The organism is Pseudomonas sp. NFACC43, assembly GCF_900119645.1.
In the GTDB taxonomy this organism is placed as follows: domain Bacteria; phylum Pseudomonadota; class Gammaproteobacteria; order Pseudomonadales; family Pseudomonadaceae; genus Aquipseudomonas.
This window is the reverse complement of the sequence record NZ_FPKK01000002.1, coordinates 345,062-358,507: the sequence shown is the minus strand read 5'-3', so window position 1 is coordinate 358,507 and position 13,446 is coordinate 345,062. Positions and strand designations below refer to the sequence as shown.

At 63.3% G+C, this 13,446-nt stretch carries 12 protein-coding genes and 1 pseudogene; 3 read left to right on the top strand and 10 right to left on the bottom strand.

What is annotated here, in order from left to right:
- Positions 1-81: 81 nt before the first annotated feature.
- Positions 82-663, bottom strand: coding sequence for a mechanosensitive ion channel family protein (locus BT179_RS05535; protein WP_072430936.1), 582 nt, complete (start codon positions 661-663; stop codon positions 82-84).
- The gene (locus BT179_RS05530) at positions 663-2,573 is read right to left on the bottom strand and encodes an ATP-binding cassette domain-containing protein (RefSeq protein WP_072390534.1); all 1,911 of its coding nucleotides are present in this window, start codon (positions 2,571-2,573) and stop codon (positions 663-665) included. Before BT179_RS05530 ends, BT179_RS05535 begins: the two co-directional genes overlap by 1 nt.
- Positions 2,574-2,623: 50 nt before the next feature.
- On the opposite strand from BT179_RS05530, the gene BT179_RS05525 reads away from it, so the two are divergent.
- Positions 2,624-3,088: a TIGR02444 family protein gene (locus BT179_RS05525; RefSeq protein WP_072430937.1), complete on the top strand. Its 465-nt coding sequence runs from the start codon at positions 2,624-2,626 to the stop codon at positions 3,086-3,088.
- On the opposite strand, the gene BT179_RS05520 is transcribed toward BT179_RS05525, so the two are convergent.
- Positions 3,085-4,224: an AlgP family protein gene (locus BT179_RS05520; RefSeq protein ID WP_072430938.1), complete on the bottom strand. Its 1,140-nt coding sequence runs from the start codon at positions 4,222-4,224 to the stop codon at positions 3,085-3,087. The two genes, BT179_RS05525 and BT179_RS05520, sit on opposite strands and share 4 nt — an antisense overlap.
- Before the next feature lie 193 nt (positions 4,225-4,417).
- Here BT179_RS05520 and BT179_RS05510 point away from each other — a divergent pair, with 193 nt between their 5' ends.
- The gene (locus BT179_RS05510) at positions 4,418-5,083 is read left to right on the top strand and encodes an FKBP-type peptidyl-prolyl cis-trans isomerase (RefSeq protein ID WP_072430939.1); all 666 of its coding nucleotides are present in this window, start codon (positions 4,418-4,420) and stop codon (positions 5,081-5,083) included.
- Positions 5,084-5,140: 57 nt separating this feature from the next.
- Here BT179_RS05510 and BT179_RS05505 read toward each other — a convergent pair whose 3' ends face one another.
- From BT179_RS05505 to BT179_RS05475, 7 genes and pseudogenes are all read right to left on the bottom strand, one after another.
- A complete protein-coding gene (locus BT179_RS05505; RefSeq protein ID WP_072390546.1) occupies positions 5,141-5,599 on the bottom strand; it encodes an Rsd/AlgQ family anti-sigma factor in 459 nt (152 codons plus the stop codon).
- A 174-nt stretch (positions 5,600-5,773) separates the two neighbouring features.
- The gene (locus BT179_RS05495) at positions 5,774-6,316 is read right to left on the bottom strand and encodes a disulfide bond formation protein B (protein ID WP_072390552.1); all 543 of its coding nucleotides are present in this window, start codon (positions 6,314-6,316) and stop codon (positions 5,774-5,776) included.
- Positions 6,317-6,558: 242 nt separating this feature from the next.
- Complete coding sequence (locus BT179_RS05490) at positions 6,559-7,803, bottom strand: heme biosynthesis HemY N-terminal domain-containing protein (protein ID WP_072390555.1); 1,245 nt, start codon at positions 7,801-7,803, stop codon at positions 6,559-6,561.
- On the bottom strand, positions 7,800-8,933 hold the full coding sequence (locus tag BT179_RS26950) for a uroporphyrinogen-III C-methyltransferase (protein ID WP_256343717.1): 1,134 nt from the start codon (positions 8,931-8,933) through the stop codon (positions 7,800-7,802). The genes BT179_RS05490 and BT179_RS26950 overlap by 4 nt, the downstream gene beginning before the upstream one ends.
- 36 nt (positions 8,934-8,969) lie before the next feature.
- A pseudogene (locus tag BT179_RS26945) lies at positions 8,970-9,716 on the bottom strand (uroporphyrinogen-III synthase); the annotation flags it as partial.
- Positions 9,713-10,654 carry a hydroxymethylbilane synthase gene (gene hemC, locus BT179_RS05480; RefSeq protein WP_072430942.1) on the bottom strand — a complete coding sequence of 314 codons (942 nt, stop codon included), beginning with the start codon at positions 10,652-10,654 and terminating at the stop codon, positions 9,713-9,715. The gene hemC and the pseudogene BT179_RS26945, both read right to left, overlap by 4 nt.
- A 136-nt stretch (positions 10,655-10,790) precedes the next feature.
- Positions 10,791-11,537, bottom strand: a complete 747-nt coding sequence (locus BT179_RS05475; protein ID WP_072390564.1) for a LytR/AlgR family response regulator transcription factor — start codon at positions 11,535-11,537, stop codon at positions 10,791-10,793.
- A gap of 462 nt (positions 11,538-11,999) precedes the next feature.
- Here BT179_RS05475 and argH point away from each other — a divergent pair, with 462 nt between their 5' ends.
- Positions 12,000-13,394 (top strand): argininosuccinate lyase, encoded by a 1,395-nt coding sequence (argH, locus tag BT179_RS05465; RefSeq protein WP_072390570.1) that lies wholly within the window; start codon positions 12,000-12,002, stop codon positions 13,392-13,394.
- Positions 13,395-13,446: the final 52 nt, after the last annotated feature.

Here is a 13,446-nt window from a genome sequence, read left to right as displayed (position 1 = left end):
TCGTCGAAACGAATAAGCTAATGCTCCGCCGCGCGCTTGACCACCGTTATTTTTCAAGACCGGCGCCCCGCCAGGGGTGGGTCACTCGATCAGGCCACCCACCGGAAACGCCTCGCTACCGCGCCAGCGACGGACCGAGCGCTGGAAGAACAGGCTGTTCGGCACCTGGATCATGGAACTGCTGGTGCCGAGCTCCTCGGGCTCGATCAGAGTGGTGTAAAGCAGGTTGATCGCCACCACCCGGCCCTTGATACCGGGCTTGTCGGTGGCTTCCACCAGTTCGACCACATCCCCCAGGCGAAACGGACCGACGGTGTAGATCAAGACGGCGCACAGCAGGTTGGACAGCACGCTCCAGATGGCGAAGAACGCCACTGCCGCCACGGCGACAAACCCCGACAACGCTGTCCACAGCACCGTGGCGGAGACACCCAGGCGTTCGAGCACCACGAGCATCGCGCTGCCCATGATCAACCAGCGCAGCACGCCGCGCAGGATGATCACCAGTTGCGGCGGAATGGGGTAGCGCTCGCCAAGGCCGGTGAGGGCTCGCGCCACGAAACGCTGTGCGATGTAGCCGGCCAGCAGGATCAGCAGCACCTGTACACCGAGCCAGATCGGCTCGATCCACATCACGGGGATGGGCACGGTCAACGCTTCCATCAGGACAGTGCCTCCAGCTCCGCCTGCAGGGTTTCCAGCAACTCCAGGGCTTGCATCCACGCCTCCTCAAGTTCCGCTTCACGAATCTTCAACCGGGCCTGTTCGGCCAACAGATCGCGCAACTCATCCTTGCGCGCCGCTTCGTAGAGACCACTGTCGCCCAGGCTGGTTTCGATCTTCTGCAGTTTTTCGTGCACCTTGCCCAGCTCGGCCTCCAGCTTATCGGCCTCGCGCTTATGGGGCGCCAACTGTTGACGCAGCGCCGCCGCGGCCTGGCGCTGAGCTTTCTTGTCAGTCTTGTCCGGGTTCACCGGCGTGGTGCTGACCGGCGCGTTGCGCTGGCGGTATTCCACCAGCCAGCGCGCGTAGTCTTCCAGGTCGCCGTCGAACTCCTCGACCTTGCCGTCGGCCACCAGGAAGAAATTGTCCGTGGTGCTCTTGAGCAGATGCCGATCGTGGGACACCACCAGCACAGCCCCGCTGAATTCCTGCAACGCCATGGTCAGGGCCAGGCGCATCTCCAGGTCCAGGTGGTTGGTCGGTTCGTCGAGCAACAGCAGGTTCGGCCGTCCCCAGGCGATCAAGGCCAATGCCAGGCGGGCCTTTTCGCCACCGGAGAAATTGAGTACCGGTTCGTCGATGCGAGCACCGCGGAAGTCGAAGCCGCCGAGGAAGTCGCGCAACGTCTGCTCGCGCTCGGTCGGCGCCAGACGCTGCAAATGCAGCAACGGGCTGGCCTTGGCGTCGAGGGAATCCAACTGATGCTGGGCGAAGTAGCCCACCACGGTGTTCTCGCCACGGGTCAGGCGTCCGGCCAGGGGCTCGAGCTCACCGGAGAGGTTCTTGATCAGGGTCGATTTACCGGCACCGTTGGGGCCCAGCAGGCCGATGCGCGCACCGGGGGTCAACTGCAGCCTGACCTTCTCCAGCACGGTCTTGTCGCCGTAACCCAGTCGAGCATCCGACAGGTCGATCAGTGGGCTGGAAATCTTGGTCGACTCGCGAAAGACGAAGTCGAACGGCGAATCGACGTGGGCCGCGGACAGCTCTTCCATCCGCTCCAGTGCCTTGATCCGGCTCTGGGCCTGCCGGGCCTTGGTGGCCTGTGCCTTGAAGCGTGCGATGTAGCTTTCCATGTGCGCACGTTGCGCCTGTTGTTTCTCGTAGGCCTGCTGTTGCTGGGCCAGGCGCTCGGCACGGGCGCGCTCGAAAGCGGTGTAGCCGCCGCGATACAGCACAAGCTTGCGCTGGTCGACATGGGCCACGTGATCCACCACGGCATCGAGGAAATCACGGTCGTGGGAAATCAGCAGCAGCGTGCCCGGATAACTCTTGAGCCAGTCTTCGAGCCAGATGATGGCGTCGAGGTCCAGGTGGTTGGTCGGCTCATCGAGCAGCAAAAGATCCGAGGGGCACATCAAGGCCTGGGCCAGGTTCAGGCGCATCCGCCAGCCACCGGAGAAATCGCCGACCTGGCGGTCCATCTGTTCATTGGTGAAGCCCAGGCCTGCCAGCAATTTACGCGCACGGGCGTCGGCGGTATAGCCGTCGGCGGTGTCGAGCTCCGAATGCAGGCGAGCCAGCGCGGCACCGTCGTGAGCCGCTTCGGCGGCTGCCAGATCCCGCTGGACCTGACGAAGGCGCACGTCGCCGTCGAGCACATAGTCCACCGCCAGGCGTTCGAGGGTGTCGACCTCCTGGCGCATATGGGCGATACGCCAGTCGGCGGGCAGCGAGCAATCACCGGAGTCCGGATGCAACTCACCGCGCAGCAGGGCGAACAGGCTGGATTTGCCGGCACCGTTGGCGCCGATAAGGCCGGCTTTGTGGCCGGCGTGCAGGGTCAGCTCGGCGTCTTCTAGCAGACGTTGCGGGCCACGCTGTAAAGTCAGGTTCTGAAGTCGGATCATAATGGCGGCGGAGTCTACCAGCTTCGCTCGCAACTGGCGCGAGTAGCACGATGTCCCCTGACCTGTGGAGTTTTTCCCTCGACCTGTACGCCAGGCCCGGCGTAGAGCAGGCTTGCCTGACGCTGCAAGACAGCGGCGCCAATGTCTGCCTGCTGCTTTGCGGCCTGTGGCTGGCAGAACGCGGCGTGACCTGCGATGAACGAAGGCTGGAGCAGCTTCGGCAATTGACCGAAACCTGGGACATGGAGGTCGTCCAGCCGTTACGCACCCTTCGCACCCAATGGAAAGTCCGCGCGCTTGATGACACTGCGCTCGATGAATTGCGCGAGCAGGTCAAGCAGCTGGAACTCGAGGCCGAGCGAAAGTTGCTGGAGCGATTGCAAGTCGCGACCGGGGAATGGCCTGGAGGGCCCCCCTTAGATTCAGCGCTGTGGCTGCAAGAAATAGTGGCGAGTATCGCCCAACCGAACCGCGACGCGCTGCATCAGCTGCGCGTCGCGGCATCCGGCCGTTAGGAGGCGCTGGTTGGGGTGCTGGTGCCCGACGTCGTGGTGACGCTCGGGTTCAGCGCCGGAGCCGGCGTGCTGGCGGTTGGTGCGGGTGTCGAGGATGGAGCTGGAGCGGCTGTCGCTGGCTTGGCTGCGGTAGGCGTCGCCGGTTTGGCGGCGGCTGGCTTTTTCACAGCCGGTTTCGCCGCAGGCTTGGCTGCGGGCTTGGCTGCGGGCTTGGCAGCAGGCTTGGCTGCGGCCGGCTTGGCAGCAGCAGGCTTGGCGACGGTCTTGGGCGCGGCCGGCTTGGCAGCAGCAGGTTTGGCTGCGGTCTTGGCAGGCGCCTTGGCAGCGGCCGGCTTGGCCGAAGCAGGTTTTGCAGCTGCTGTTTTGGTTGCCGCTGGCTTGGCTGCCGTTTTCGCGGCGACTGGTTTCGCAGCGACTTTTGCAGCAGGCTTGGCCGCGGCGGTTTTCGATGTTGCAGGTTTGGCGACAGGCTTGGCAGCGGACGGTTTGGCTGCTGCAGGTTTGGCAGCAGGCGCTTTCGCGACCGGCTTGGCGGCAGCCTTGACGGCTGGTTTCTTCGCTGCGGGCTTGGCTGCGCTGGCAGCGACCGGCTTGGTCGCCGCAGGCTTGGCAGCCGGTTTGCTCGCCGCTTTGGCAGGCGCCTTCACGGCAGGTTTGGCTGCCACTCTGGCCGGTGTTTTTGCTGCGGCAGGTTTAGCGGCAGGCTTCTTGGCCGATACAGCGACAGGCTTGGCGGCGCGAAGCGTCAGCGCTTTGCCGGCGGCTTCCTGTACACGACCAACGCCTTGAGCCAGCTTCAGGCTTTCCTGGGCATCGCGTTTGAGTTGCAGGATGTAGGCGCGGGTTTCGGACTGACGATCCTTCAAGGCATCGAGCAGGCTCTCGAGTTCTTTCACTGCGTCTTTCGCCTTGGCTTGAGCCTTGGCCTTGCCGGCGGTTGCCGCCTCTTGCAACTTGGTGCGTGACTTGTGCAGTTTTTCCTGAGCCTTGCCGCGTTGTTTTTCCAGTTTGGCGAGCAGTTTTTCAGCATCAGCCAGGGCTTGGGAGCAGGCATTTTCCAAATGCTCGAGCAGGCTGCCCGACAGTTGTTGGAGCAAGTGCAACGGAGTGTTTACTGGCTTCTTGGGGGCCGACATGGTTTACCTCCTGACTGACGTGAGTGCGGCTCATACTAGACCTCTGCTGCAACCGCCGCTAGGGCATGTTGACAGTACACGGGACGTTGCGTTGCAAGGGACGAAAAATCTTCTGTGTCATTGCCAGAGCCACCCATGTCCATCGATACCAGCGCTGGCATAATTCCTCGATTCGAGGCCGGAGAAAGTACACATGTGGCGTCACCTGTTTTTATGTCTGTGCATGGTTTGCTCCATGGTCCAGGCCACCGAGAAAGCCGGCACGAACGATGACCGCGACCTGGCCTACAGCCTGGGCGCGAGCCTGGGAGAACGATTGCGCCAGGACGTACCGGACCTGCAGATCCAGGCGCTGGTGGAAGGTTTGAAACAGGCCTACCAGGGCAAGCCCCTGGCCCTCAGTGACGAGCGTATCGAACAGCTTCTGGCCGAACACCAGGCGCGACTGACCGCGCAGTCGACGACACCGCAGGTCGAAGTAGCGCTGAAGACGGAACAGAAATTTCTCGCTGAAGAAAGGAGCCGCCCTGGCGTGCAGCAGTTGGCGGACGGCATCCTGCTGACCGAACTCAAGCCAGGCCATGGCACGAAAGCCGGCCCCCACGGCAGGGTCCAGGTGTTGTATACGGGTCGACTGCCTGACGGCACCGTCTTCGACTCCAACCGCCAGGCGCAATGGTTCAGCCTCGACAGCGTGATCGATGGCTGGCGCAGCGCGTTGCCGCAGATGCCGGTGGGCGCGAAGTGGCGATTGGTGATTCCTTCGACACAGGCCTACGGCGCCGAAGGTGCCGGGGATGTGATCCCCCCCTTCACGCCGCTGGTGTTCGAGATCGAACTGCTGGGCGCAACGACCTGAAGCCCGGCAATAAAAAACGGTGCGCAATGCGCACCGTTTTTTATTGCCTCAAATCCTTCAAGCCTGGACCGCGGCCTCTTCCTTGTGGGCGTTGTGCAGCACTTCGATCAGGCAGTCCTCCAGCTCGAAACGCTCATGCAACAAGCCACCCAGTTCCTTGAATTTTTCCGCCACGCACTTGCCTTCATCACAGAGGTCGTTGAAGGCCAGCAGCTTTTCGGTGATGACATCGATACGTGGATAGATCTGTTCGGCGAGTTCCAGGCCACGCTTGTCGTTGAAGGCCTTGGCTTCGCTCGTCAATTGCTCGTAGATCTCGAAATGACCGGCAGAGACGTAGTCGACCAGCACACCGCAGAACTCCTGCAACGGCTTGCGGCTCTCTCCCAGCGCTTCAGGCTTGTCGCCGAGAGCATCATAGGCCCGAACCAGTTCGTGACGCTCCTGCAACCAGCGGTCGATCAGCAGGTGCACTCCACCCCAGCGTTCCTGAGCATTCTGACAACTTTCGAGCATGGCGATTTCTTCCCTTGTGAGTCATGCCCCTCGCAGCCTGCATACGCCTGATGATTCATGGCAAGCCGGACACAACTTGATCGAGCGGCATAATTCCAATGATACGTGCGGGCCAGATTATGCCCGCACGACAGCTGCTTCAAGGTACGCAGGAGATAAAGTTCATACAAGTGTTTAATCCACAGCACGGACCAACTGCGACGTCTTGCCGCCCAGTGGTCGGATCAGCGCGTTCCAGACAAGGCGAAGCAGCAGGTAGGTCATGGCGATGGACACGGCGAGAAAAAACAGCAGGCTCCATTCGGGAACGCTCAAGTCGAACAACGTCCAGGTGACGCTCGCGCAATCGACCGCGCCATCGATGACGCGATGCACAGCGCTCCACCATGAGCCCGCTCCCTCCATGCGGGTGAAGCAATCGGGCAACGGCTCGACCGAATGACTTTGTACCAGGACCTGGCGCCAGGCCAATGTCATCGCTCCCGACACCAGGATCAGCCCCACGCCCCCGTAGACGATGCTGCCCTTGTGGCCCGGGCCGTGCACACAGGCCGCCAGGCAGTTCCCCAGGAACAGCAGCAGGCACAACCGCTGCAGGACACACAGGCTGCACGGTGTCAGGCCGACCGCATATTCCAGGTAGCTGGCGATGCCCAGGGCCAGGGCCGCAGCGATGGAAGCCATGAAAAACAAGAAGCGTGAGCAGGCCAAAGACATGGCGGTTCCGTAACAGAAGAGACAGGTAGTTACGGTAGAGGAAAGCCCTCGGGCCTTTCAAGGCGGCCCCGCGCAGACACTTCACCAGGAGTGTAGGGAATTCCCGACAGACACTCAAGGATTCAGCGCGATCCCCTGTAGGACTTTCCCCAGGACATCATCCGAGCCTTGAACCGGACCATTATCGGCGGTCGAATCATTGGCGATGCCAAGACGAACCGCCGACACTGTTGAGCGCAGCATCAGCCAGGCAAGGCCTGGGACGCCGGAAGCGGCGCGGCGAGCAGACGCTCGTCCAGCAAGCCCAGGCCTTCCTGGAACAGCTGGTTGCTGCGCTCGGCATCCCCCAGTTGCGCCAGCAGGCGCGCTAGTTCGGCACAGGCTTCCGGGTTGCGCTGGATCCGCAGGCTGCTTTCGAGGTAATCCCTTGCCTTGCCCCACAAGCTGTTCTGCAGACACAGGCGTCCCAATGTCAGCAGCAGGCTGGAGTCAGCCGGATGATCCTTGAGCCAGCCTTCGGCCGCCTGCAATTGCCGGATCGGATCGTTCCCACGGACCAGCCCGTACAGGCGTGCCAGGTGGCTGTCGTAGTGACGCTTGAGCGCCGTGCGCAACACCTCCTCGGCCTCGCCCTGGGCACCCAGTTGGCGCAGTTGTTCGGCATAGGCCAATACCAGCGCCGACTCCTGGCGCTGTGCGGCGGTCAGTTGCTGCCAGGCACGGTTGAGCGATTGCAGGCCGACGCTACCGTCTTCGTCACGGTGGGCCGCCAGGGACAGGTTTTCCCCCCAGGCCCGACGCTCCAGCTCCGCCAATTCCGCCGGCGGCAGGACCTTGTCCTTGCGCAGTTCCGGCAACAGGCGAACCACCGCCGACCAATCCCCGCGCTGTTGATGCAGGCGCTGCAACTGGCGCAGGGTCTGGGCGTTATGAGGATGGCGATCGTGCATGGCTTGCAGGGTGACCAAGGCTCCGTCGGTATCGCCCCGGTCCATCTGCAACTGGGCGTGAGTCAATGCAATGGCCAGCTCCGCCTGGGGCTGTCGCTCCAGGGCCCGCTCCAGCAGGCTGTCGCTCTGCTCGTAAAGACCTTGTTCATTGGCCGCGCGAGCCGCGCCGAGGTAGTAGAGCAAGGGTTGACGCTCGGCTTCGGCGGCACGATGCAGATGCCGCTGGGCGCTGGCCCAGCGACCTTCGGCCAGATCCAGTTGGCCATGCTCGATCGCCACTTGCACGCGACGACTGCGATTGCGCCGCGACCAGGGATTGACCACCCCGCCGGACGTGGTCACCAATCCGAGCAAGGCCCTCAGGCCCCACCAGAGCAGCCAGAGCAACACCACCAATGCCAGGGTGACCCACAGGCCAGCCTCGTACCGGAAGTTCTTGTACGCCACCAGCACGTAACCCGAATGCTCGCTGATCGCGACGCCCAGCAAGGCGGCGACAGCGATGACCACGAACAGAATCACGTAGAGACGTTTCATGGCGTGGCCCCCTGCTCGCCAGGCTTGGCCAGCGGCTTGACCGACTCTTCGGCGTTCAGGTTGCGACGCTCCAGGTAAGCCTGGACGCTGCTCAGGGCACTCGTCAGGTCCGGTGTGACCACCGTGACCGGTTGCCGGGCCAGCTCAACCACGCGCTCGAGCATGATCCTGCTTTGCGGGTTGTCCTGGTTGAAGTTGTTCTTGAGTACATCGCGGGCCTCGGTCAGCGCCTGGGTGTAGACCGGTGCCTGGCCATTGAGGGCGGCCCACTGCGCCTGTTCCAGGGCGAGGCTCAAGGCCAGGCGCACCTGCATCAGGCTCTGCCCCGCCAGGAGCGGACGGACGTTCTCGTCGGCATTGAAATCGATGCGGATATAGCGCGAGATCTGATCCCACCACTGGGCCCAGCGGCTGGCGCCATCGCCATCGGCGGTCAGGCCCAGCAGCGACTCCCCGCGATCCTTGTATTCAGGTGCCAGTTCCGAGAGTTGCAGCACCTGGTCACGCAGGGCGCCCAGTTGCAGGAACAGCCCGGTCCGGTCCGGCTGTTCGGTGCTGCGCAACGCCGCGAGGGTCTTGGCCAATTGTTCCCGGGCAGCGAACGAGCCCGGGTCATTCTGCTCGCGCAGGATGTCGTCGGCGCCCTGGACCAGCGCCTGGGCACTGGTGATGTCCTGCAAGGCGGAAAGACGCAGGCTGGCCAGGCGCAGCAGGTGCTCGGCCTCGGCCAGACGCCAATCCTTGCGGCTGGCGCCCAGTACCGTCTCCAGGCGCTGGTTCAGATGCTGCTGGTCACTTTGCAACTGGGCGACCAGGCGCCGCCGCTCCTCCAGCTCCTCGGCGGCGGGCAACTGGGCGAGGCGATCAGTGAGGCGCTGCTCGTTGAGCTTGAGATTCTGCGCCTGGTCATTCAGCGCCTGGACCTGGGCGGCCTGCTGTTGGTTGTTGGCCTGCAGGTGCCGCACCTGCCAGACGCCCCAGCCACCCACGGCCACGCCAGCGGCCCCCAGCAGCAACGCAACAATGGCCAACCCGTTGCCGCGACGCGGCGCCGCTGGGGCCGGGGTTTCAACCGGCGCATCGATCGCAGGCCGGTCTTGATCTTCTTTTGGCAAGGCTGTTTCGCTCACGTGTCCATCCTTTGCATTAGAAAACGGCACGGCTTGTTCCCGTAACGCCGCCAGCAAAGCCGCGGCATTGGCGCCACGGCAATCCACAACTGTTCGGGCCCCGGCGGCACGCGCCATCTCGGCAACCCTTGGGCTTGGAACAAACAATGGCAGCCGCGCCAGGGCGGGCCACGCTGAGCCGGCCAGTCGGTGCAGATGCTCGAAACTCTGCCCACTGCTGACCATCAGCGCGTTCAGGCGTTCCGCTTGCACCTTCGCCGGCAATTCACCTTCGCGGTACCGTGGCAGGGTGCGCCGGTACAACTCCAGATAGTCGACACTAGCACCTTGCTCACGCAAACGCTCAGCCAGCAAACCGCGTCCACCCTCGCCACGCACGATCAACACTCGTGGCTCGGGCCCGGTGAGAGCCTGACGCAAGGCGGGAAGTTCAAGCAAGGCTTCGCTGTCGTCGCCATTGTCCGGGTAGAACACGCACAGGCCGGCATCGGCAAGGATCTGCCCGGTGGCGGCGCCCACGCTGAACCACGGCAGCGCCGGTGGTTCGGGCCAGTGCTGACGCAATTGCTCCACGCACAAGCGGGCTGCGGGCTTGCTGATCACGATCACGGCACAGTACTGGTCCAGGCGCTGGAGAATCGCCCGTGCGGAATCGACGATGGGAAGCGGCTCGATATCCAGCAGCGGCAGGCTGCTGGTGAATATACCGGCATCGGCCAGTACGGCCGCCAGGGCCGACGACTCATCCGCCGGCCGGGTCAACAGCAGCCGCCAGCCCGTCACGCGTGGCCGGCCTCGCCGTAGACTTTCCTGAGGATGTCGTCGGCGCCCTGGCTCAGCAGGTCTTCGGCCACACGCACGCCCAGGGCTTCGGCGTCGGCGCGCGGCGCGCGGCCTTCGGCGCCCAGCAGTTGGCTGCCATTCGGATCGCCCACCAGGCCGCGCAGCCAGACCTGCTCGCCTTCGAGCACGGCATAACAGGCGATGGGAACCTGGCAGCCACCATTGAGGTGTTTGTTGAGGGCACGCTCGGCGAATACCCGGGTGGCGGTGTCGTCGTGGTGCAGAGGCGCGAGCAAGGCATGGATTTCGCTGTCGGCGCTGCGACACTCGATGCCCACCGCGCCTTGTCCGCCGGCGGGCAGACTGTCGTCGACGCTGATGGCCGAGGTGATGCGGTCTTCGAAGCCAAGGCGGATCAGGCCGGCGGCGGCCAGGATGATCGCGTCGTACTCACCGGCATCGAGCTTGGCCAAGCGCGTATTGACATTGCCGCGCAGGAAGCGGATCTGCAGGTCCGGACGACGGCTCAGCAACTGCGCCTGGCGACGCAGGCTGGAGGTGCCGACCACGCTCCCGGCAGGCAAGGCATCAAGGCTGGCGAAGGTGTTGGAGACAAACGCATCCCGCGGATCTTCGCGCTCGCAGATGCAGAACAGACCCAGGCCTTGCGGGAAATCCATGGGCACGTCTTTCATCGAATGCACGGCGATGTCGGCTTCGTTGTCCAAAAGCGCGGTTTCCAGTTCCTTGACGAACAGGCCTTTGCCGCCGATTTTCGACAGCGGCGAATCCAGCAGCTTGTCACCGCGGCTGACCATGGGCACCAGGGTCACGATCAGGCCGGGATGGGCCGCTTCCAGGCGGGCTTTGACGTATTCGGCCTGCCAGAGGGCCAGGGCGCTTTTACGGGTGGCGATGCGGATCTCGCGAGGGGACATGGATCAATCCGTACTTAAAAGATACGGCGAATAATAACAGCTCAGCCAAATACGCTTTGACTTGAATCACGACCCCGGGGCCTCCCTGCCCGTCAATATCCTGGAAAGGGAGCGCATGGACGCTCCGCAGTGGCGGTTAAAGCTGTTGCATCATCTTGCGCACGCCAGCCACGTGCCGCCGGCTGACGATCAGGGCATCGCCATTGAGGCCCTTGAGGAACAGTTGGAAATGCCCCAGTGGGGTCCGTTGCAGACGCTCGATACGCTCGCGTGCCACGAGGGCGTTGCGGTGGATGCGTACGAACCGCTCGCCGAACTCGTCTTCGAGGGCCTTGAGTGGCTCGTCCAGCAGGACTTCGCCGCTCTCATGGCGCAAGGTCACGTATTTATGGTCGGCAATGAAATAGACCACCTGATTGAGCGGAATCAGTTCGATACCCTTGCGGGTACGCGCGCTGATGTGACTGCGCGGACCGCTGCCGCTTTCGGCTGCAGGGCGGGTCAATGCCGCCAGTTGCGCCCGGTTGGGCCGCTCGGCCTTGCGCAAGGCGTCGAGCAACGCCTCGGAGGCCACTGGCTTGACCAGGTAGCCCACGGCACCGGCCTGCAACACATCGGGGGGAAAGTCGTCCCGTGTGGTGCAGAACACCACCGCGGGCGGCGACTCTCGCTCGCACAGCTTCGCCGCGACCTGCAAGCCATCCAGGCCAGGCATGCGGATGTCGAGCAGCACGATATCCGGCTTGTGGCTGTCGATAAGGGCCAACGCCTCTTCGCCATTGGTGGCGCTCGGCTCCAGGACACTGTAACCCTCGAGCTCGCCAACCATTCGGCTCAGGCGCTCGCGGGCCAGGGGTTCGTCATCAACGATCAGGACATTCATATTGCGCTGGATTCCTGCGTGAGTCTCGCACAAGGATAGCGTAGACAGGGGAAGTGACATCCGTCACCGCGATCCACGCTAAGACTCGTTCGAGGGCCAAAAAGTGCCGCGAGGCGGTTGCCTATCTTTACCAGCGCTTGCCGACCGATGCTCGGGGCCCGTTGTCGCACGGCGTCGCCGTAAGGGTTATCAAGACTCGATCCGATCAATATGAGCACCTCCGCGTCTGGGTTCGTCCGATGCACCATGGATTAAAAATCCGACGTCCTATCGTCCACTGTAGACGGTTGCCGGGATGATATTGCTCAATCGGAAAATATCGTTGTGCAAACCCTCCGTCGAAAGCCGGGGCCGCCACCGAAAAAACCTGCCGGGCAGTGCCAGCGCCAGCCCCGGTAACCCTGCTATCATCCGCCGCAGCCTTTACCGCTACTTTTTCCACAGCCGATCACGAGCGAATTCATGAGCACTGACAAGACCAATCAGTCCTGGGGCGGCCGCTTCAGTGAACCCGTCGACGCCTTCGTCGCCCGCTTCACCGCCTCCGTCAACTTCGACCAGCGCCTGTATCGCCACGACATCATGGGCTCGATCGCCCACGCCACCATGCTGGCCAAGGTCGGCGTACTGACCGATGCCGAGCGCGACAGCATCATCGATGGCCTGAAGACCATCCAGGGCGAGATCGAGGCCGGCCAGTTCGACTGGCGCGTCGATCTCGAAGACGTGCACATGAACATCGAGGCACGCCTGACCGACCGCATCGGCGTGACCGGCAAGAAGCTGCACACCGGCCGCAGCCGCAACGACCAGGTTGCCACCGACATTCGCCTGTGGCTGCGCGATGAAATCGACCTGATCCTGGGCGAAATCACGCGCCTGCAAAAAGGCCTGCTGGAACAGGCCGAGCGCGAGGCCGAGAGCATCATGCCGGGCTTCACGCACCTGCAAACCGCTCAACCTGTAACGTTTGGGCATCACATGCTGGCCTGGTTCGAAATGCTCAGCCGCGACTACGAGCGCCTGGTGGACTGCCGCAAGCGCACCAACCGCATGCCCCTGGGCAGCGCCGCGCTGGCCGGCACCACCTACCCGATCGATCGTGAATACACCGCGCAGTTGCTGGGCTTCGACGCCGTGGGCGGCAACTCGCTGGATAACGTCTCGGACCGCGATTTCGCCATCGAATTCTGTTCCGCAGCCAGCATCGCGATGATGCACCTGTCCCGGTTCTCCGAAGAGCTGGTGCTGTGGACCAGCGCGCAATTCCAGTTCATCGACCTGCCCGATCGCTTCTGCACCGGCAGCTCGATCATGCCGCAAAAGAAAAACCCCGACGTGCCGGAACTGGTACGGGGCAAGAGCGGCCGGGTATTCGGCGCACTGATGGGCCTGTTGACCCTGATGAAGGGTCAGCCGCTGGCCTACAACAAGGACAACCAGGAAGACAAGGAGCCGCTGTTCGACGCCGCCGACACCTTGCGCGACTCGCTGCGGGCCTTCGCCGACATGATCCCGGCCATCAAGCCCAAGCACGCAGTGATGCGCGAAGCAGCCTTGCGCGGCTTCTCCACCGCCACCGACCTGGCCGACTACCTGGTGCGCCGTGGCCTGCCGTTCCGTGATTGCCATGAGATTGTCGGCCATGCCGTGAAATACGGCGTGGACACCGGCAAGGACCTGGCGGAAATGAGCCTGGATGAACTGCGCCAGTTCAGCGACCAGATCGAGCAGGACGTGTTTGCCGTGCTGACCCTCGAAGGCTCGGTCAATGCCCGTGACCACATCGGCGGCACCGCGCCGGCCCAGGTCAAGGCAGCGGTTGTGCGGGGCCAGGCGTTGCTCGCCAGCCGCTGAAAGCCATAAGCATCGCGAGCTCGCTCCCACGACGGATCTTTGGTGAACACCC